This window comes from Myxococcales bacterium, from assembly GCA_016712525.1.
Classification (GTDB): domain Bacteria; phylum Myxococcota_A; class Polyangia; order Polyangiales; family Polyangiaceae; genus JAAFHV01.
Map to the genome: position 1 here is coordinate 1,698,166 of JADJQX010000007.1, position 19,251 is coordinate 1,717,416.

The window sequence follows — 19,251 nt, forward strand, 5'->3', positions numbered from 1 at the left end:
CACGTTCGCGGGTCGGTCGAGGGGCGCTCGGATCAGACCGACGCGAGCTGGTCGAGCGCGTTCTTGAGAGCTTCGCGCGTCTTCGGCCCCACGATGCCGTCGGCGTCGAGCCCGGCGTTCTCCTGGAACTGCTTCGCGGCCGCGCGGGTCTTCGGGCCGTCGATGCCGTCGATCTCACCGGGATCGCAGTCGAGCAACGCGAGGGCCGTTTGGACCCCGGAGAGGTCGTCGAGGTTGATCGTTCCGAACTTCTCCGACTCGTGAACCGTAGACATAGGCAGAGCTCCTTTCGTGACGCCGAGACTCTACCTGGCTCTTCCCGGAAGGAAATGGTCGAGGCGCGAAGGCAAGTCGGGCTTCACGGACGAGCCTCGTGTCACCCGCCGGACTTTCCTGTAAGCTCTCCGAGTGAACTCGTCGCCTGGCTCCGTCTCCGAGGCCGCCGCTCCCCGCAGCGGCGCGCGCCTCTTCGGGACGAAGTACGAGCTCGTGCGCAAGCTCGGCGAGGGCGGCATGGGGATCGTCTACCAGGTCGTCAAGCCGCCCAAAATCCAGGGCGTCATGAAGCGCATGAACCCGGAGCTCGCGCAGCACGACGCCTTCGTGAAGATGTTCCTCGACGAGGTGAGCGTGCTCGCCCAGCTCGAGCACCCGAACATCGTGCGGGTATACGACTTCGACCGCGGCGACGACGGCGTCCCCTTCTACGTGATGGAGCTGCTCGTCGGGCAGAACCTCCGGGACGTGCTCGACGAGAAGGGCCTCCTTCCTCCGGACGTCGCCTACGAGATCGCGCGTCAGCTCTTGCTCGCTCTCCACTGCGCCCACACCCACGAGGTCGCGGTCGTGCATCGGGACGTGAAGCCCGAGAACATCTTCCTCCACACGCCGAAACACGGCGCCCCGGTCGTAAAGCTCATCGACTTCGGGGTCGTCGCGTTCCTGGACGACAAGGGCACGGGGCACTTCTCCGGCACGATTCGCTACGCCGCGCCGGAGCAGCTCGAGGCGAAGCGCGCCACGTCGAAGACGGACATCTACGCCGCAGGGCTCGTGCTCTACGAGATGCTCGCCGGTGCGTCGCCGTTCGAGCATCGCGCGCACAGCGATGAGGGCATGGTGGCGGCGCATCTCCACGAGCAGCCCGGGCACCTCTCGACGGTCGCGCCCTGGGTGCCTCGAGCCGTGTGCGACCTCGTGATGAGCGCGCTCGACAAGGATCCGACGGCGCGCCCGGACGCGGCGAGGTTCTGTGACGCGCTCGGAGAGCTCGCACGAGCCCGCACCACCCAAGACCGCGCCTTCGAGAGCCGCAAGGACACGGTCCTCCGTATGCGCTCGAGCCCGAACGCGACCCGCCTGGGCCCGATGCCATCGAAATCAAGGGGAATCGGTCGGGAGATCGCGATCGGCGTCGTGACCGGGGCGCTCGCGCTGGGCGCCCTCCACGCGGTGCTCGCCGCGCGCTGAGCGGCTGCCGCGTCCGACTCGGGACGAAAAGGGCGGACGACGTTTCGGCGCCGCCTACACGGTCCTACCCTCGCGCCGCCCGTCGCTCGGAACTTGTCGAAAGAAACGACGGCCCCGTTTCAAAGGCGCCCAATGGTCAGGAAAAAGCGGTGTACTGTGAAGAAGCGAGCCTTCACTCGCCACGAGAACGCGCCCACGGAGCCACGGTTCGAGGAATGAAGATTACCTGCCAGGAGTGCCAGTCCAACTTCAGCGTCGCCGACGAAAAGGTCGCCGGCACCGTCGTCAAGATTCGCTGCAAGAAGTGCGGCGCTACGATGGTCGTCAACGGAAAAGACGGGACCACGACGACGGAGCGAAAGTCCCTCCCCGACGACGCCCCCGCCCTCTCGGGGAGCGACGTCACCGAGGCGGCTTCGTCCGAGGAGTCCGAGCCGCGCGCCGCGCTTCGCGAAGGCGGTCGCGACAAGAGCAAAGACCTCTTCGGAGACGCAGCCAGCGCTGGAAGCGAAGGCGACGGCGGGAAGACCGAGGCCAAGCTCACCGGCGGCCGCAACGAGTCGAGCGTGCTCTTCTCGCTGAAGTCGCTCACGAAAGAGGGCGACGCAGCCCCCGCGAAGGCCGCCGAGGAGTCGAAGACCACGGCGTCGGGCGACGGATCGGGCCTCATCGACATCCGCGCGCTCGCCGGCAAAAAATCGGACGACAAACCGTCCGCGGCGGTCGACGACATCCTGAGCCTCGGAGGCGGAGGCGCGTTCGGGCCTTCGCTCACGGCACCGAACCTCGCGGCGGCTCCCGTCGTCGAGACCACGCCGAGCGAGGCGCCGAAAGAGAAGAGCAACCGCGGCATCATCTTCGCCATCATCGGCAGCGCGGTGTTCTTGGGTGTCGTCATCGTCATCGCCGTGGTCGCCACGCGGCCGAGCGGCGACGCGACCCGACCCGACCCGGTGACGACCACGTCGGCGTCGCCCACTCCGCAGACCAGCGCCGATACCCCCAAGGTGGCGCAGACCACCCCTCAACCCACCGAGACGACGACGGCCAAACCGCCGGGCGAGCTACCCACGTCGATCCCGAGCTCGGGTCACGGCGCGGTCGCGGCCGCCCCGAAGGCCTCGGCCAAGACCGAGCCCACCACGCAGCCGGTCGCCGCGGTGACGCCGACGGTGACGAAGCCCCTCTCCCTCGAAGAAGAGCTCCGCAAGAAGGCGGGGCAACCGACGACCGCGCCGACCAAGCCTGCCGAGACCGGCGGGGGTGGCTCGTTCGACCGCGCCGCCGCAGGTATCTCGCTCGGCGGCATCAACATCGCGAGCTGCAAGAAGCCCGACGGGCCCACCGGCTCCGGCCACGTGACCGTAACGTTCGACCCGAGCGGGAGCGTGCAGTCGGCGATCATCGACGGGGGTCCGTTCCCCGGAACGCCGGTCGGCGGTTGCATCGCGGGCAAGTACCGCGGCGCCCACGTGCCTGCGTTCTCCGGGAGCCCGGTCAAGGTCGGCAAGAGCTTCACGCTCTGAGCCCGCTGCACGACGTGACGTGACGCCCGCGCGCTCGGAGCGTCACGTCGCGCGCGGCGCCGAGACTTCGTCGACCACGGCGAGCACCATCGCGACGTGCGCCGCGAGGCGAGCCGCTCGATCTCGCGATCGCCACGAGCTCTCGAGGGTAAGCTCGGGGATCCCGAGGCGAGAGGCGTACCCTTGGGTCGCTTGCATGCCGAGGAGGGTCGCCCAGGCGAAGGTGAGCGCGCGCGTGGTGAGGCTCGGCCCCGCGACCCCCGGAGGAGAGAGCACCCGCCCGAAGTAGTCTCGCGTGGCGAGCTTCGTCCCGGCGGCAGAGAGGCGACGCGCGAGGCGGGCAGAGCGTCCCTCACCGACCTCCGGGTTCGCGAAGAAGAACGTCGCGTCTTGCGGGCCCTCGTGAAGCGACACGATGAACGTCGGGCGAAGCGCTTCGATCACGCGCCGGACGAGGCGCGCCTCCGGCGTCGCAAAGCGAACAAAATCCCTATTGATATCATAACCTTCGCCATTAAACCGGGAGCGCTCGACCGCGCCCACGGGGTTCACGGGGAGGAGGATTTGTACGTGCACGTCGCGGAGCTCGGTCTCGCGGAGGCGCCGCACGATCTCGGGGCACGCCAAGACCCCCGCGTGCTCGTTCCCGTGTACGCCGGCGAGCACGAGCACACGCTCGCGCGCGGACCGAGGCCCGAGCCCCACCGAGAGCACCTCGTGCACACGGCCTCGGAAGGGAATGCGCTCGACGACGTCGACGTCGAGGCCACGAGCGGACTCGCGCAGCGTCGCTTCGAGCTCGTCCGGCGCGTAGGGCAGCTCCACGACGTCGAGCGCGGGGTCTCGCGCCGGGTGGTCGAACGCCCGCCGCCACAGGTGGTAGCGGGCGAAGGTCCTCACCTCGTCGACCGTCGGGACCTTCACGCCGGCAAAGCCTCCAGGATCGACGTGCCCGCGGGGCTCACGAGCTGACGCCCGAGCGTGAAGCCCGTGCGCTCGAAGAGCGCGACGTACTCCGACGTCCTCCGTTGGCGCCCCCCGAGCAACGTCAGCATGTGGATGTCGAGCGTCTTCGCCCACGCCGGGCCAGGATCGTCAGGGACCACGAGCTCGATAACGAGAAGCTTCGCGCCGCTCGGCGCGGCCTTCCGCACGGCCTTGAGGATGCTCTCGCACTCCGCGTCGGGCCAGTCGTGGAGGATGTCCATGAGCAGGTAGAGGTCGCAGGACGGGAGCGCGTCCCGGAAGAAGTCGCCGGGGACGAGCGAGAGGCGATCCGTCGCGAGGGCCCGTGACTCGTCGACGACGTGCGGGAGGTCGAAGAGCACCCCCTCGGCGCCGGGGGAAGCGCCGAGGATGGCGCCGAGGAGCTGGCCCTTTCCTCCGCCGATGTCCGCGATGCGCTTCGCCGATGCGAAATCGTAGGTCGCGAGGACGGCGCCGATCTCGCCCTGCGCCTTGCCGACCATCGCCGCGTTGAAGACCGCGCTCGCCTCGGGGTGCTTCGCGAAGTAGGCCCAGTACCCGCCTTCGAAGACGGTCTCCGACGCGGGGCGCCCGGTCGCCACGGTGTGGGAGAGCGCGCCGTAACCCTGCCAGTTGACGGGGAGCCCGAACATCCGCGCGAACGCGCGCATCGAGGCCGGGTGATCCGTGCGCAGGAAGCGCGACACCTCGGAGTGCGCGAAGCCACCCGCACGAGCCTCGAAGATCCCGTGCGCGGCGAGGAGCTGCATCACCCGACCGAGCGCATCGGCGTCGGCGCCCACGGCCGCTGCGAGCTCGGCCGCCGTCCGAGGGCTCTCGTCGACGTGGTCGGCGACGCCGAGATCGGCGACGACGTGCATGCAGCGCGGGAGGGCGTATCCCCCGGCGATTTCGATGATTCGTTGGATCGGGTGAGTCATGCCACGTCACTCCTGGTCGTTGATGGGTGCCGAGACAGCACCCCCAGGAGTTCATGGTCGAGGACCCGCGGTCGCCCGACAAGGTCCATCCTGCGAGGGACGCGAGGGAGACCCGGCGCACGCGCCGAAGAAAATCGAGCCGACCGTGATCCCTTTCGCCCGCTCCCCCCACGAACCGGTGTGAGTCACTTCCCGGGGGGAAACCGGAGCTTTCATGCGAACCACCATCGGAATTTTTTCGGCCGTCTCCCTCGTCCTCGTCACCTTCGCTTGCTCGGGCGACAGCGAGGTGCCGGGCACCCGCGTCGCGACGGCGCTGTCCAAGGCCCAGTGCGACGCGAAGCTCTTCCGTGCCGACACGGAGACATGTCGTACGAGCTACGACACCTGCCGCGCTTCGCGGGACGCGAGCGTGTGCCGTGATGCCTACGTGGCCTGCCTCCCCGCGTTTCCGGCCGAGGCGAGCGGCGGAGGCGACCGCGGCGGGCGCGACGACGACCGCGGCGGAAACGTGGAGCGCCGCGATCGCGGCGGTGACTCGGTGGGCGCGACCTCGGCGCTCGCCACCTGCGCGTCGGCGCGCGCCACGTGCATCACGAGCACCCAAGACCCTTCGGGCTGCGGAGCGACGGCCGCCGAGTGCGTCAAGCGAGCCCTCCACGACGCGTTCATCGCCACGTGCGCCGACGCCAAGACACGATGTGACGACGAGGACTACGAGGCCGAGCCGTGCACGGCCATCACGGCGCGCTGCGCGGAGGGCGTCGCTTACGACAAGGTCCCCGAGAGCCAGTGCGCCTCCCCCGCCCTCCCGGCGCCGCTCCCGGCCGCGACCGACGCGGGGACGACCTCCGACGCGACCGTCGACGCCGCCGTGGTGCCCGACTCGGCCGCCCCCGACTCCGCCGCGGTGGTCGACGCGGCCGTCCCCGACGCCGCGGACGCCGCGACCGACGGAGGCTGAGCGCGAGCGCCTCGTGGATGGTCAGCGCGCGACGACGAGCGCCTCGAGATCGGCGAAGCGCTCGAGGAGATGGTCGGGGCCGGACGCACGCAGCACGTGCTCCGGCACGAACGGACCGAGCACGGCGATCGTCGTGGCGCCGAACGCCCGGCCCGCCACGACGTCGACCGGGCTGTCGCCCACCATGCCGACGGCGGATCGCGGCGGGCGGGAGCTCCCGAGCCCGGCGTAGGCGCGTTCGAGCACGGCGGGGTCGGGCTTCAGCCGGGGGACGTCACCGCCGGCTGCAACCGATGGAAACCATGGAAGAATTCCGAGCCCATCGAGGACCGCGAGGGCCACGGGGCGGGGCTTGTTCGTCGCGAGGGCGAGCAGGACTCCGCGCTCGACGAGGTGGCCGAGCGTCTCTCGGACGCCGGGCAGCAGGACCGTGTGCTCGACGGGGTGCGCGAGGTAGCTCTCGAGGAAGGGCCCGAGCGCGTCGTCGACGACCGCGGCACTTGCGTCGACCTCGAGCGCGCGTGCGAGCAGGAGGCGCGCGCCGTCACCGACGAACGAGACGACCCGCGCTTCGTCGAGCTCGGGTCGCCCCACGGCTACGAGCGCCGCGTTGCAGGCGCGGGCGATGTCCCGACGCGAGTCGACGAGCGTCCCGTCGAGGTCGAGGAGGAGGGCGCGCAGGCCGAGGCTCATACGAGCCGGATATCCCGACTCGCCGTGCGAAGTCACTCCTGTCGTACTTGACGAAGGGGCGAAGGCGCGGAACCGTGGGCGCATGGCTCACATCGCGTGGATCGGCGCAGGTCTCTTGGGCGCGGGCTTCGTCGAGGCTGCGCTCGCGCGCGGCCTGGGCGTGACGGTCTGGAACCGGACGGTCGCGAAGGCGAAGGCCCTCGAGGCCCTCGGTGCGCGCGTCGCTTCGAGCCTCGAAGAGGCCGTCGCGGGCGTCGAGCGCGTCCACCTCTGCCTCTCGGACGACGCCGCCGTGGACGCGGTGCTCGACCGAATCGTTCCGTGCCTCGGCCCCGGGGTGCCCGTGGTCTGCCACACCACGGTGTCTCCCGAGGGTGCACGCGCGCGCGCCGCGAGGCTCGCCACCAAGGGCATCGGGTTCCTCGCCTGCCCGGTGTTCATGAGCCCGGCCAACGCGCGGGCCGCCACGGGGCGGATGCTCTGCGCGGGCCCCTCGGCGCTCGTCGCGGCGCTCGCGCCGGAGCTCCGCACCATGACCGGGGAGCTCATCGTGCTCGGCGAGGACGTGACGCGCCCGGCGACCCTCAAGCTCGTCGGCAACACGATGATCATCGGCATGGCCGCGGCGCTCGCCGACGCCATGACGGTCGCCGCGGGCGCCGGAGTCCCACCCTCGGAGGTACAGGCGTTCGTCGCGACGTTCCCGTTCGCGGCCTTGATCTCGGGACGCGGAGCGAAGATGGCGGAGGGCGACTTCACGCCGAGCTTCGAGCTCGCCATGGCGCGCAAGGACGTTCGGCTGATGCTCGAAGCTGCGGGCGCTCGCCCCGTCGCGGCTCTCGGCGGCATCGCTACGCGGATGGACGCGCTCATCGGCGAGGGCTTCGCGGAGAGCGATTTCGGCGTGCTCGCGAAGGACGCCCTCCCCGAGCACTTTTCTAAGTAGTTACGACAAGATCCACTCGACGGGCATCGCCCGGTGGCACATGCGTTCGAGCGTGCGCACGGGCGTCCCGCTCGGGGGGCGAGCGTAGGGCGCGTTCTGGTGGTCGTCCGACGACGCGGTCCAAAGCTTCTTCTTCGTGTCGGCGAGCTCGCGAAACCTCGCCGCGACCTCGGCCTTGTGCCTCGAGGTGTACACCTCGAGGCCGTTCGCGTGCTCGAGGACGGCCTCGGTGCGTGCCTTGTCGCGGTAGCGCGCCGGGTGAGCGACGATGTCGAGCGCGCCGTCGCCGCGGATGGTCTCGATGGCCTCCTCGGGGCTCCACGCGAAGAGATCGCGGTTCCTCTCCCCTTCCCAGAACGACACGTGGCGGTCCCGGAAGCTCTCGAAGAGCGGACGACGACGCTCGACAATACGAAGGATCATCGACTGAAGCGCGGGGAAGAGCGGCGCGGGGAGCTTCTCGAGGCTCGCCCCCTCCGCGGCGCCGTCGAGGGCCTCGCGATCGCTCTCTTCTTGCTCGGAGAGCCACTCGAGCACGAGCTCCTTCCAGCGCTCCTGCACGAGCATGCCGCGACGGTAGAGGGCGGTCTGCTCGAGCCGGTATCCGTCGAGGTAGCTTGCCGGAAAGTACGCGAGCACGTGGAACTGCTCGGCGCGCTCGGTGCCGAAGTGGAGGAACGAGGTGACCTCCATGGCCGGCAGAAAGAGCATGTTGGCGCGGGCTGCGGCCTCGGCGCCGCGCCGAACGGCCCCGAGGACGTCGTGATCGCAGATCGCGATGGCCTTCATCCCGAGCTGGCGACGGAGCTCGACGTACTCTTCGGGGGTCGCCCGACCGTCCGAGAAGTGGGTGTGGCCGTGGAGATCCGTCGCGACGAACATGGGACCGAGTGTCGCTCAGCGGCGCGACGTGGGCAACCTGTGGTCGGGGCCACCGGCGTTGTCCCAGCGGTCGGCGAGCAGCACGCGGGAGCCCGGGGCGTACCGGGCGTCGAACACCTCGGATCCGAACGACGGGACCACGAGGAACGCGCGGACGTGGAAGGCGATACGCAGCTCGGGCGAGCTCGGAAGGAGCGCGATGGCGCCTTCGTACGCGACGCGGCGAGGGTCGCGCTGGGTCTGGAGGACACGCGCGTTGGGAGTGGCCGCGAGCCGCAGCGACGACCAGGTGATCCCGTCGACGGTGTACACGGCGTCGACCTCGTACTCGATCGGGGCGATGGCATCGACCACGACCGGACCGAAGCGCCCCGCCGACTGGCGACGACCGTAGCGAGCGTCGAGCCTCGAGCGATCGACGATCGCGTCGGCGCGCCAGTCGACCATGGAGACCGTGACCGACTTGCCCATCACGAGGCCGCCGCCCTCGACGATGCGCGTGCGGGGCTCTCCTGCGGGGCCGTTGTCGAAGAGCGCGACCTTGTTCGGGAGGTCGTAGCCGAAGATCGGGAACGTGCGCGGCACCTGGATGCGGTCGCCGACGAGGAACGTCTTGCCGCCGGACGTCACCTGGAAGTCGATCGAGAACGCCGCGGCCTTCTTGGGCACGGTGAAGGAGCGCGTCGAGCCGACCCGCGCGGTGCCCGTGGTGCCCCACGAGACGGGGAAGCTCGCCCTCGAGCGCACGGCACCCGAGGCCTCGAGCCACTCGACCTTGGCAGTCACCTTGACGTTCGACGGCGTGAGGCCTTCGCGGTCCGCGTAGTCGAACACGTACACGAGCTCGTCGAAGGAGAGCTCCGCCTGGAGGCGTTCACCGGTGCGCACGAGCTCGTCGCCGCGGCTCGTCGACTCGTACCCGAAGGAGAACCCCTGGAGGCGCACGACGCCCGTGCCGGCGGCCGACGTGAGCGCATCCTCGGAGTCGCCGAGATCGATACCGTCGACCTCGGCCGCGCACCCGACCTGGGCGAGGGCTCCGAGAGAAGCGGTTGCTACGGCGAGGCCCCGGGCCATCGGACGAACGTGGATGCGAACCATGGTCAATTCCTTCGGTTTTCGTGTTTCGAGCGGCGCCAGGGTGGCAACCGCAACTCACGTGTGCGTTACTAGCTCCCAGGGTGGGTCCGTGCAAGGCGAAAGGTTACCTTCGTCCACATGACGCAGCTTCAGGGCGAACCCTCGGTCGGAGCGCGGGTAGGGTCTTCGGGATGAGCGGGCGCGTGCTCCACAAAGTCACGGTCAGGTTCCAGCCAGCCATCGGCTCGCACCCGCGGGAGGTCGTCGTCGTGGGAGAGACGACCGATTGGCGCAACGGGCTCGCGCTCGAGCCGCGGGCCGGCGGCTCTTTCGCGCGTGAGCTCGACCTCCCGACCGGGATCTACGCCTACAAGCTCCTCGTCGACGGGCGGCACGTCGTCGATCCGTCGGCCGTGCGGCGGGTGACGACCCGGGAGGGGCACGAGAACGGGCTCATCGTGCTCGGAGGCACGGACGAGCCGTTCGTGCTCGCGCCGGCGCCGCCCCATGTCGTGCCGACCCGACACGGCCTGCGGCTCTTCGTCGGGGTTCGCATGGGCGCGCTCGGAGCCTCGCGCGAGGTGCGCGCGCTCGTGTCGCGCGAGGACGAGGACGCCGAGAGCGTCGTGCTCGAGCACGCGTTCGATCACGGGGATCTCGCCTACTTCCACGCGGTCCTCCGCGGCGCCGCCTCGCGCGTTCGGCTCGAGGTTCGTTCGGAGGACCACCTCTCGACCCGTGTCCTCGTCTCGCATGGCCGAGCCCGAGGAACGAAGAGCATCGCCGACCACGTCCTCTGCACTGTCTTCGTCGATCGTTTCCGTGGCCGGGACGTCGACCTCGAGCCTTCGTACCACTCGACCTCGCGCCCGCTCGGCGGGCACCTCGACGGGATCACGCGCTCGCTCGACGAGCTCGCCGAGGTCGGGATCGACACCCTCGTCCTTACGCCGGTCCACGTCGCCGAGAGCGCACACCGGTACGATTTCGTCGATCCACTCGCGGTGTGCGAGGACATCGGCGGGGAAGCCTCCCTCGTGCGCCTCCTCGACGAAGCTCACGCCCGAGGGATGAAGGTCTTCGCCGACGTGTCGTTCTCGCACGCAGGAGCCGAGTTTCCGCCGGCGAAGGACGTGCTCGCGCTCGGGCGAGCCTCACCTCACGCGGACATGTTCCTGTTCTCCAAGGAGGGCACGCTCCTCCACTACGGCACACGTGAGCGGGCGCCGCTCGTCGATCAACGTCACCCCGAGGTGGTCGCGCTCGCGGAGGCCACCGCGCGCTGGCTCGGACGTCTCGGCTTCGATGGCCTCCGGCTCGACATGGTCGCCGAGCTCCCCGAGGAGACCGCGACGGCGCTCCGTGAGGCCTTCCTCGCCGAGCGGCCCGCGGGCATCGTGTATGGCGAGGTGGTACCCCGACACGCGTGGCGGTATGCGTCCTTCCTCGACGCGTCGACCGACTTCTCGTACTTCGAAGCCGCGCGCGCGACCTTCGCAACCGACCAGGCCTCCCTCGGGGATCTCGTGCGGACAGTGCTCGAAGGAGACCTGCTCCGTGGGGTCGACGAGAGCACGAGCACCGTGCGCTTCCTCTCCACGCACGACCACGCGCGCTTCGCGAGCGTCGCCGTCGATGCACCTGGGGACCGCTTCGCGCTCGCGTGGCTCTTCACCGTCTTCTTGCCGGGCGCACCGATGCTGCTCTACGGCGAAGAGATCGGGCTCGCGGCGCGAGAGGCGGCCCGGGACGCCGAGGACGTCTGGCCCGATCGGATGCCCATGGTGTTCGACAGGCGGCTGCGCGACGAGGCGCTCCGCGCGGTCGTCCGAGACATCACGGCGCTGCGGCGGAGCCACCCTGCGCTCCGCTGCGGCCCCATCGAGTGGCTCCACGTGGGGGACGATCTCGTCGTCGCGCGGCGTCGCTTCGAGGGAGACGTCGTCTTCCTCGTGCTCTCGACGTCGCGCGAGGCGAGGGAGGTCGAGGTCGACGACCCCACCCGGCCCGAGCCGACGCTCGCCCTCGCCATCGGCGGCGCGACCCTCCGAGGAAAGGTGGTGGAGCTTCCGGGTCGCTCGGCGGCGATCCTCTCGGGAGGAACACCACCCGAGGGCCGCACCACGGCCGAGGTGCTCCGCAACCTCGCGCTCGTGTCCGAAGACATGGCACACGGCCGCGCCGAGCCGCTCTCGCGCCCCACGCGCATCGACTTCGCCGTGACCGAGGCGTGCAACCTCGCGTGTGTCCACTGCATCACCGACGCCCCTCGCAGGACGCGCGAACGGACGTTTCGCGAGCTGTCTCAGGCGACCATCGACGGCCTCGCCGAGGATCTCTCCTACGCGACCTACTTCGGATTCGTCCACGGCGGGGAGTCGCTCACGTCGCCCATGACGACACGGGTGCTCGAGGCGATCCGGGAGGCGAAGGCGGGGCTACCCTACACCGCACACCTCCTTACGAACGGGATGCTCCTCGACGCGAAACGGGCGACGGGGCTCGCGTCGCTCGGGGTGAACAGCGTGTCGATTTCGCTCGATGGGCACGACGCCCTCACGAACGACGCCATCCGCGTCGGAGCGCGCTTCGAGACCATCGTCGGGAACGTGCGCGAGGTCGTCGAGGCTCGGCGCGACCTCGGCCTCGACCTCCGCATCGGGCTCTCGGTCGTCGTCATGGCCGAGAACGTCACGCGCCTGTCTTCCGTCGTCGAGCTCGCCGCCCGCCTCGGCGTCGACTGGGTCAAGCTCGAGGAGCTCGTCCCGGTCTCCTCGCGGGCCCGACGCTCCCTGCTCGCCCCCGCCGATGCGGCCCGATACGTGAACGAGGCCCGGGCCGTGGGTGCGCGCCTCGGGCTCACCGTGGTCGATCACACAGATCCCTCCCCCGTCTTTCCGTGCACGGCCACCGACGCCCAAGCGCGCTTCCTTGGAGACGACGCTTTCGCGAATCGTTTCGAGGACTTTCACCCATGCAGGGCCGCGTGGGAGATCGCGTGTGTCGAGCCCGACGGTCAGGTGCGCCTCGGGGACTTCTTCGGCCCCGTGCTGGGGCGTGTCGGGCCCGCGTCGATCGCGAGCCTCTGGAGCTCGCCCGTGGCGCGAGAGCATCGCGAGCGGGTCGTCGCCATCCGACCGTGCGGCCGCGGACCTCGCGCGTGCGAACGCCCCGCGAGGTGAGCGCGCGCGGCTACCGAGAGCGCCTCGGGGTGGGAAGAGGCTGACCCACGGTTTGTCGTCCGCCTCCGAAGCGCGTGATTCGCGTCGGACGCGCACGGGTTGCGCCCTTACCCTCCCGTCCTCGCGCATCGACGGCCCCGCTCGAAGGGCACGTCGTTTGCTAGCCTCCGTCCGTGCTCACCATCGCCACAGAACACCTCGTGCGCGTGAGGGACCTCATGTCGAGCCCCGTCCGCACCATCCCCGCCGACGCCTCGATCGCCGACGCGAAGCGCGCGCTCGCCGACGAACGGGTGAGCGCCTTCGCCGTCATCTCGGCGTCGGGGCGCGTCGTGGGTGTGCTGTCGACCTCCGACGTGTGCGATCCTCGTCACGACTCCCCCTCGGCCGACGTGGCCTCGGCGATGACCCGCGTGCTCTACGCGGTCCGTCCGGACGACCCGGCCCTCGCCGCGGTTCGCCTCATGGTCCGCGAGGACATCCACCGGGTGCTCGTGGTCACCGAGGGTGGTGGGCTCGTCGGGATCGTCACGGCGATGGACGTCCTCAAGGCCGTCGCCGCCGGCGGGGGCGACTCGACCACGGAGCTCGTGCGCCTTGGCCCTTGAGCGGGAGGCCATCACGCGATGGGCCGAAGAGCGCTTCCGGGCGAAGGTGCGCGCGGTCGAGCCCATCGACGGCGACCTCGGGGACAAGGGGCTCGCGTACGCGAGCGTGCTCCGGGTTCGTCTCGAGGGCGCGCCGGACGTCGTCCTCCATACGACGCGGAAGAACGCGGGCTTCGGGCACGACGACCTCGCCGACCGCGCGTACGCCGCGTTTCTCCCCTACGCGACGTTCGGCACGTTCCCTCGCCACGCGCGCGCCGTCGACGTGGGCAGCGTCGCGAAAAATGGCGAGCTTCGGTCGATGGGCGACGCCGACGACTTCTACTTCGTCACCGAGTTCGTCGAGGGCACCCCCTACTTCCACGATCTCGAGCGCGTCGGGCGGGACCTCACGGCGACGGAAGACGACCTCGCCCGCGCGAGAGCGCTCGCCGACATCCTGGCCGACGCGCACGCCGAGAAGCGGCGCGACGATGCCACCTGGCTCCGAAAGCTCCGCGTGCTCCAAGGTCACGACGAGTGCGTCGCGGGCATCGTCGACAGCTACGACGACCGAGGGGGGGACGTCCCCGCGGGCGCGAGGCTCCGCCGCATCGAGCATCGGGTGCTCGACCACAGGCACAGGCTGAAGGCGTTCCCTTGGCGCCTCGCGCGCGTCCACGGCGACTTTCACCCTTGGAACGTCCTTATGTCGGGCCGAGGCGACGCGCTCGGCGTGGTGGTGCTCGATCGCAGCCGAGGCGCCTACGGAGAGCCCGCCGACGATCTCACCGCGATGGCGATCAACTACATCTTCTTCGCGCTACGCGCGGGCGCGGGCGCGGCACCGGCATTTCGTGAGCTCTTTCGCACCTTCTTCGGGCATTGGCTCTCGCGGACACGCGATCACGAGGTGCTCTCCGTCGCGCAGCCGTATTTTGCCTACCGCGCGCTCGTGGTCGCGTCCCCCGCGTGGTATCCGAAGCTGCCCGTCGGCGTCCGGGAGCGTCTCGTCGAGCTCGCCGAGGCGGTCCTCGAGATGGACGCGCTCGACCTCGACACGCTCGAGAGCTACTTCGTCGTATGAGCCGCGTCGTCTGGATCACGGGACGCCCAGCGTCGGGGAAGACGACCCTCGCCCGCGCGATCGTGGCGGAGCTCACGCGCCTCGGCGAGCGCGCGACGCTCGTCGACTCGGACGAGGTGCGGGCGGTGATCACCCCGGAGGCGACCTACACGCCCGAGGAGCGGCGCCTCGTCTATCGCACGATCGCCTACATGGCGCACCGGCTCGACGTCGCCGGCACCCGCCCCGTCGTCGCCGCCACGGCCAACGACGAGAGCCTGCGCGCGGAGGCGATGCGCATCACGGGCGGCCACACCCTCGTCTTGGCCGACGCGCCGCTCGCCACGTGCGAGGCGCGCGATCCGAAGGGCCTCTACCGTCGCGCACGCGAAGGGCTCTCCGCGACTCTGCCTGGGGTCGGCGTGCCCTTCGAGAGGCCCGACGACGCCGACCTCGTCGTCGACACGGCGAACGAGCCGCCCGAGCTCGCGGCACGACGGGTCGTGGAATGGCTTCGGCATCGAGAGAAGCTCCACGCCGGCTGACCCTCGAGCCTCGGCGGGGTCAACCGCGCCCGAGCTCGGCGCATCGCGCCCTGAGCACCCCGAGGGAGACGTCGAGCTCGGCACGCTCACGAACCGAGAGCGCCCCCATCGGGAGGACCTCGGCCCCCTGCGCCCCGATCACACAAGGCACGGCGGCCGAGGCGAAGGGCTCGAACGGAGCGCTCACGGGCAGGACCACACGCTCGTCGTGAGTGACGGCCCGCACGATCCGCGCGACGGCGACACCGATCGCGTGGCTCGTCGCGCCCTTTCGCTCGATGATGCGGTACGCGGCCCCGCGCACCTCTTCGGCGATGGCCGCGCGAAACGCCTCGTCGAACGCGAGCCCGCGGCCCGCGAACACGTCGGCCAGGGGGTATCCGCCGACACGAGCGCTGTCGAGCAGACAGACCGCCGTGTCCCCGTGCTCACCCACCACGTGAGCGTGGATGCTCTCGGCCGAGATCCCGAGCCTCCGCGAGAGCGCGTGCCGTAACCGGAGTGTGTCGAGGAGCGTGCCGGAGCCCATGACGACGACGCCCCGCGGCTCGAGCCGCCGCCGCATCGCTTCGGTCATCACGTCGACGGGGTTCGTCACCATGACGACGAGGCGGGGCATCCCCCGACGCGCGAAGGCCTCGGCGATCGCGGACATCGCGCGTTCGTTCCTGGCGAGGAGCGAGAGACGATCCTCACCGGGTCGCTGCTTGGCGCCGGCCGTCACGACGCACACGTCGCCGAAAGATGCACTATCCATGGATCCACCGTCGACCTCGGGCCCGCCGAGCAGGGGCGCGCCGTGGCCGAGATCCAGCGCTTCGCCGTGCGCCTTGTCGCCGTCGAGGTCGTAGAGCGACACACGCGACGCGAGGCGCCCGTGCAAGATCGAAGTGGCGACGGCGACACCGACGGCTCCCGCGCCGACGATGCTCACGTGGGTCTTTTTCATGCGCGGCTCCTCGTCTTGCCGGGGCCGGGCCCGAGCTCGCGCCGGCGGACAGGCGCCTACGCTCGCCCATTTCGTGCGCCGTGTCACGCCTCCGAGGCGCCGCTCGCGGTTCACCAAGAAAGGTAAGCCCTTTGCACGTTCGTGCTGGAGCGGAGCGTTTCTACCTGCGATCATCAAGCGCCGCTCGGGGAGAGCGTGCCGGGTCGGGGGCGAGGCTCCCCGGCCTTGAAGGCCAACGAGGGACGAGATGAGCGCCGACACCGCGACCGAGAAGCTGATCCTTGACTACGTCTACGAGAACGAGAAAACCCTGGCCGATCGCGTATTCCTCACGCAGCCGATCGGCGACGGAGCGACCCGCGACTACACCTGGAAAGAGGTGATGGGCGAGGCCCGACGGATGGCCACCCACCTCCGCTCCCTCGGCCTCTCGCCCGGCGATCGCGTCGCGCTCCTCTCGAAGAACTGCGCGCACTTCTTCATGGCGGAGCTCGCCATTTGGATGGGCGGCTTCACGACCGTAGCCATTTTCCCCACCGAGAGCGCCGAGACCGTCAGGTTCGTGCTCGAGCACAGCGAGGCCAAGGTCCTCTTCGTCGGCAAGCTCGACTCCTGGCCGAAGCAGGAGCCGGGTGTCCCGGAGGGGGTCGTGCGCATCGCGTTCCCGCTCGCCCCGAAGACCTCGCTCGAGACCTGGGACGCGATCGTCGCGCGCACCGAGCCCATCGAGGGCAAGCCGGCGCGGAAGCCCGACGATCTGGCGATGCTCATCTACACCTCCGGCTCCACGGGGCAGCCGAAGGGGGTCATGCACGCGTTCGGCCCCATCACGCGCGCCACGTGCGGCATCATCCGGCGCATCGGGATGGACCGCGAAGAACGAGCCCTCTCGTACCTCCCGCTCGCCCATGTCTTCGAGCGCGCCTACATCGAGTGCACGTCGCTCGTCGCGGGCGCCCACATCTTCTTCGCCGACTCGCTCGACACGTTCGTGGCGGACCTCAAGCGGGCCCGCCCCACCCTGTTCATCTCGGTGCCTCGCCTCTGGCTCAAGTTCCAGCAGGGCGTGTTCGCGAAGATGCCCCCGAAGAAGCTCGATTTCCTGCTGAAGGTGCCCATCGTCAGCGGCATCGTGAAGAAGAAGGTGCTCTCGGGCCTCGGGCTCGACCACGTGCGCCTCGCGGGGAGCGGCTCGGCGCCCATCCCCGCCGACCTCATCGCTTGGTACCGCAAGCTCGGCCTGAACCTGCTCGAGGGGTACGCCATGAGCGAGGACTTCGCGTACTCGCACCTCTCGAGCGAGGAGAAGAACGCCCCCGGCTACGTCGGCGCGCCCTACCCCGAGGTGGAGGTGAAGATCAGCGACGAAGGCGAAGTGCTCATCAAATCGCCCGGTCAGATGGTGGGATACTACAAGCGGAAGGATCTCGACGCCGAGTGCTTCACGGAGGACGGCTACTTCCGCACGGGCGACAAGGGGGAGCGCCGACCCGATGGCCTCCTCAAGCTGACCGGCCGCGTGAAGGAGCTCTTCAAGACGGCCAAGGGAAAGTACGTGGCACCTGCGCCCATCGAGAACCGCATCAACGAGCACCCGCTCGTCGAGCTCTCGTGTGTCTCGGGCGTCGGTCAGCCCGCGGCCTTCGCCATGCTCGTCCTCGCCGAGGACGTCCGCCCGAAGGCCAAGGATCCGGCGTTCCGCTCGCAGATCGAGGTCGACCTCGAGAAGTGGCTCGACGAGACGAACAAGTCGCTGTCGACGTACGAGCAGCTCCAGATGTTCGTCGTGATGCCCGAGCCTTGGGCGATCGAGACGGGCACGCTCACGCCGACCATGAAGCTGAAGCGCGCGCGCATCGAGGCCGACGTGGAGAGCAAGCTCGACGCGTGGTACGGCGCGGGCAAGAAGGTCGTCTGGGCCTGAGCTCCGCGCGAGCGGCGGGCGACCTTGGGTAGAGAGAGGCGGACGGCGATCGTCGTCCGCCTTTCGCACGTTCGCCGTCCCATGCCGTCTCTCACACGCGGCGGCGCCCTAAGAAAGCGCGCCCAAGAGCTCGAGGCGCGCAACGCGGGCAGGTCGGGAGCATCTACTCGACCAGCCCATCCATGAAAGCTTCTCTCCTCGTCCTCACGTCCTCGATCTTCACGGCTTCCCTCTTCGCGTGCGCGTCTACCGACACGACGGGAGGCACGACCTCGACGGACGAGGCCCCCGTGCTCCGCTCCGACGTGAAACCCGTGACCCGTGTCGAGGACGCGAAGCCCGGAGTGTTCATCCCGCCCTTCGAGGCCTGCCGTGAGCCCGTCGCGGGCGAGTCGGCCACTCGACCGGACGGCAAGGTGTGCGCGAACGTGTCGATCGCCGGCGCGACGGAGAGCGGGCGCTCGTTCGCCGGCTACGCGTCGTGCGACGTCGTGAGGACCCAACGCCCCTACTACCCCGCGAGCCCCGCGAAGGAGAGCTCCGCGAGCGATCCTCGGCTCTCGGACGCCGCGTTCATGACCGAGCTCGCGTGGGCGAAGTCGCAGATCGCCGCGAGCGGGTGCGTGTGCTGCCACGACGCGACGGTCACGCCGCGGGGCGCGTCGCAGTGGGACATCTCGAAGGGCCCCATTTGGCTCGATACCTTGTCGGACAACGGCCTCGCCCTCTTCGCGGGGTACGCCGATTCGTCCGTGCTCGGCGCGTATCCGGCGGACAAGAACCACGGATTCGACCGAACGGCGACCGGCATCCCGACGACCGACACCGCGCGCATGAAGCGCTTCCTCGGCGCCGAGCTCACGCGTCGTGGCCTCTCGGAGGAGAAGGCGCGCGCCGTGGCGCCGTTCGGCGGGCCCATCTACGAAAACGCCATCAAGCCCCCCACCACCTGCGGCGCCGGAGAGGGAGTCGCCCCGGACGGCCGCGTCCTCTGGAACGGAGGGAGCGCGCGCTACGTGTACGTGCTCGAGGCGGGCTCGAAGAACCCCGGTGTCCCGCCGAACCTCGATCGTCCCGCGGGGACCTTGTGGAAGCTGGACGTCCTCGCGAGCGCCGACGCGTTGGCGAGCGGCCTCGGCTACGGCAAGACGCCCGCGGGCTCCTTCCAAGACATCCCCGGCACGGGGCGCGCACCGGAGCTCGTGAAGGGAACGTCGTACGTCCTCTACGTGCTCAAGGACGTGGGCCTTCCGCTCACCAACTGTTCGTTTTCGTTCGGAAATCCGGTCTCGCCCGCCACGGCTCCGGCGCCCTCGGGCGACGCAGGCGCAGGCTTCGGAGCGACGTGCTCCGACGACAGCGGCTGCAGCGCTCCTGCCTCCTACTGCGCGAAGATGCCGGGTGCGGCCACGGGCTTCTGCACGCGGACCGGATGCAAGACCGACCAGAGCATCTGCCCTCCGGGCTGGGGTTGTTTCGACTCGGCGCGTTTCCAGCCGGGCGGCCCGAACTTCTGCCAGAAGCCTTGAG

General features: G+C 69.9%; 17 protein-coding genes. 10 read left to right on the plus strand and 7 right to left on the minus strand.

The genetic code is table 11. The features are described 5' to 3' along the window. Positions 1-32 precede the first annotated feature (32 nt). A complete protein-coding gene (locus IPK71_24300; GenBank protein ID MBK8216859.1) occupies positions 33-275 on the minus strand; it encodes a peptidoglycan-binding protein in 243 nt (80 codons plus the stop codon). A gap of 133 nt (positions 276-408) precedes the next feature. Here IPK71_24300 and IPK71_24305 point away from each other — a divergent pair, with 133 nt between their 5' ends. Next, positions 409-1,470, plus strand: coding sequence for a serine/threonine protein kinase (locus IPK71_24305; GenBank protein ID MBK8216860.1), 1,062 nt, complete (start codon positions 409-411; stop codon positions 1,468-1,470). A 215-nt stretch (positions 1,471-1,685) separates the two neighbouring features. Further along, a complete protein-coding gene (locus tag IPK71_24310) occupies positions 1,686-2,996 on the plus strand; it encodes a zinc-ribbon domain-containing protein (protein MBK8216861.1) in 1,311 nt (436 codons plus the stop codon). 42 nt (positions 2,997-3,038) lie between these two features. On the opposite strand, the gene IPK71_24315 is transcribed toward IPK71_24310, so the two are convergent. After that, a complete protein-coding gene (locus IPK71_24315; GenBank protein MBK8216862.1) occupies positions 3,039-3,920 on the minus strand; it encodes a DUF2817 domain-containing protein in 882 nt (293 codons plus the stop codon). Then, positions 3,917-4,903, minus strand: coding sequence for a hydroxyneurosporene methyltransferase (locus tag IPK71_24320; protein MBK8216863.1), 987 nt, complete (start codon positions 4,901-4,903; stop codon positions 3,917-3,919). The genes IPK71_24315 and IPK71_24320 overlap by 4 nt, the downstream gene beginning before the upstream one ends. Positions 4,904-5,117: 214 nt before the next feature. Between IPK71_24320 and IPK71_24325 the strand changes: the two genes are divergently transcribed. Continuing rightward, complete coding sequence (locus IPK71_24325; GenBank protein MBK8216864.1) at positions 5,118-5,867, plus strand: hypothetical protein; 750 nt, start codon at positions 5,118-5,120, stop codon at positions 5,865-5,867. Between the two features lie 21 nt (positions 5,868-5,888). On the opposite strand, the gene IPK71_24330 is transcribed toward IPK71_24325, so the two are convergent. Then, on the minus strand, positions 5,889-6,560 hold the full coding sequence (locus IPK71_24330; GenBank protein ID MBK8216865.1) for an HAD hydrolase-like protein: 672 nt from the start codon (positions 6,558-6,560) through the stop codon (positions 5,889-5,891). Positions 6,561-6,642: 82 nt separating this feature from the next. Between IPK71_24330 and IPK71_24335 the strand changes: the two genes are divergently transcribed. Further along, on the plus strand, positions 6,643-7,506 hold the full coding sequence (locus tag IPK71_24335) for an NAD(P)-dependent oxidoreductase (protein ID MBK8216866.1): 864 nt from the start codon (positions 6,643-6,645) through the stop codon (positions 7,504-7,506). On the opposite strand, the gene IPK71_24340 is transcribed toward IPK71_24335, so the two are convergent. Continuing rightward, positions 7,507-8,388 carry a PHP domain-containing protein gene (locus IPK71_24340; protein MBK8216867.1) on the minus strand — a complete coding sequence of 294 codons (882 nt, stop codon included), beginning with the start codon at positions 8,386-8,388 and terminating at the stop codon, positions 7,507-7,509. Positions 8,389-8,403: 15 nt separating this feature from the next. After that, positions 8,404-9,489 (minus strand): hypothetical protein, encoded by a 1,086-nt coding sequence (locus IPK71_24345; GenBank protein MBK8216868.1) that lies wholly within the window; start codon positions 9,487-9,489, stop codon positions 8,404-8,406. Positions 9,490-9,659: 170 nt separating this feature from the next. Between IPK71_24345 and IPK71_24350 the strand changes: the two genes are divergently transcribed. The 4 genes from IPK71_24350 to IPK71_24365 all read left to right on the plus strand — a co-directional run bounded on the left by IPK71_24350 (position 9,660) and on the right by IPK71_24365 (position 14,848). Further along, entirely contained in the window at positions 9,660-12,650 is a 2,991-nt protein-coding gene (locus tag IPK71_24350; GenBank protein ID MBK8216869.1) for a radical SAM protein, read from the plus strand. 173 nt (positions 12,651-12,823) lie between these two features. Beyond that, positions 12,824-13,258 (plus strand): CBS domain-containing protein, encoded by a 435-nt coding sequence (locus tag IPK71_24355; protein MBK8216870.1) that lies wholly within the window; start codon positions 12,824-12,826, stop codon positions 13,256-13,258. Then, complete coding sequence (locus IPK71_24360; protein MBK8216871.1) at positions 13,248-14,324, plus strand: aminoglycoside phosphotransferase family protein; 1,077 nt, start codon at positions 13,248-13,250, stop codon at positions 14,322-14,324. Before IPK71_24355 ends, IPK71_24360 begins: the two co-directional genes overlap by 11 nt. Beyond that, complete coding sequence (locus IPK71_24365; protein MBK8216872.1) at positions 14,321-14,848, plus strand: adenylyl-sulfate kinase; 528 nt, start codon at positions 14,321-14,323, stop codon at positions 14,846-14,848. Before IPK71_24360 ends, IPK71_24365 begins: the two co-directional genes overlap by 4 nt. A 19-nt stretch (positions 14,849-14,867) precedes the next feature. Here the strand turns inward: IPK71_24365 and IPK71_24370 are convergent, their stop codons facing one another. Continuing rightward, positions 14,868-15,797 carry an L-lactate dehydrogenase gene (locus IPK71_24370; GenBank protein MBK8216873.1) on the minus strand — a complete coding sequence of 310 codons (930 nt, stop codon included), beginning with the start codon at positions 15,795-15,797 and terminating at the stop codon, positions 14,868-14,870. 247 nt (positions 15,798-16,044) lie between these two features. Between IPK71_24370 and IPK71_24375 the strand changes: the two genes are divergently transcribed. Together IPK71_24375 and IPK71_24380 are read left to right on the plus strand one after the other, a co-directional pair. Then, positions 16,045-17,721: an AMP-binding protein gene (locus tag IPK71_24375; GenBank protein ID MBK8216874.1), complete on the plus strand. Its 1,677-nt coding sequence runs from the start codon at positions 16,045-16,047 to the stop codon at positions 17,719-17,721. 182 nt (positions 17,722-17,903) lie between these two features. Further along, a complete protein-coding gene (locus IPK71_24380; protein MBK8216875.1) occupies positions 17,904-19,250 on the plus strand; it encodes a hypothetical protein in 1,347 nt (448 codons plus the stop codon). The last annotated feature ends 1 nt before the right edge of the window (position 19,251 follow it).

What these genes read in the sequence shown, in the direction of transcription:
- IPK71_24300 (MBK8216859.1), bottom strand. Translation starts at nt 275, where the DNA reads ATGTCTACGGTTCACGAGTCGGAGAAGTTCGGAACGATCAACCTCGAC.
- IPK71_24380 (MBK8216875.1), top strand. Translation starts at nt 17,904, where the DNA reads ATGAAAGCTTCTCTCCTCGTCCTCACGTCCTCGATCTTCACGGCTTCC.
- IPK71_24335 (MBK8216866.1), top strand. Translation starts at nt 6,643, where the DNA reads ATGGCTCACATCGCGTGGATCGGCGCAGGTCTCTTGGGCGCGGGCTTC.
- IPK71_24370 (MBK8216873.1), bottom strand. Translation starts at nt 15,797, where the DNA reads ATGAAAAAGACCCACGTGAGCATCGTCGGCGCGGGAGCCGTCGGTGTC.
- IPK71_24365 (MBK8216872.1), top strand. Translation starts at nt 14,321, where the DNA reads ATGAGCCGCGTCGTCTGGATCACGGGACGCCCAGCGTCGGGGAAGACG.
- IPK71_24345 (MBK8216868.1), bottom strand. Translation starts at nt 9,489, where the DNA reads ATGGTTCGCATCCACGTTCGTCCGATGGCCCGGGGCCTCGCCGTAGCA.
- IPK71_24320 (MBK8216863.1), bottom strand. Translation starts at nt 4,903, where the DNA reads ATGACTCACCCGATCCAACGAATCATCGAAATCGCCGGGGGATACGCC.
- IPK71_24340 (MBK8216867.1), bottom strand. Translation starts at nt 8,388, where the DNA reads ATGTTCGTCGCGACGGATCTCCACGGCCACACCCACTTCTCGGACGGT.
- IPK71_24310 (MBK8216861.1), top strand. Translation starts at nt 1,686, where the DNA reads ATGAAGATTACCTGCCAGGAGTGCCAGTCCAACTTCAGCGTCGCCGAC.
- IPK71_24375 (MBK8216874.1), top strand. Translation starts at nt 16,045, where the DNA reads ATGAGCGCCGACACCGCGACCGAGAAGCTGATCCTTGACTACGTCTAC.
- IPK71_24325 (MBK8216864.1), top strand. Translation starts at nt 5,118, where the DNA reads ATGCGAACCACCATCGGAATTTTTTCGGCCGTCTCCCTCGTCCTCGTC.
- IPK71_24330 (MBK8216865.1), bottom strand. Translation starts at nt 6,560, where the DNA reads ATGAGCCTCGGCCTGCGCGCCCTCCTCCTCGACCTCGACGGGACGCTC.
- IPK71_24350 (MBK8216869.1), top strand. Translation starts at nt 9,660, where the DNA reads ATGAGCGGGCGCGTGCTCCACAAAGTCACGGTCAGGTTCCAGCCAGCC.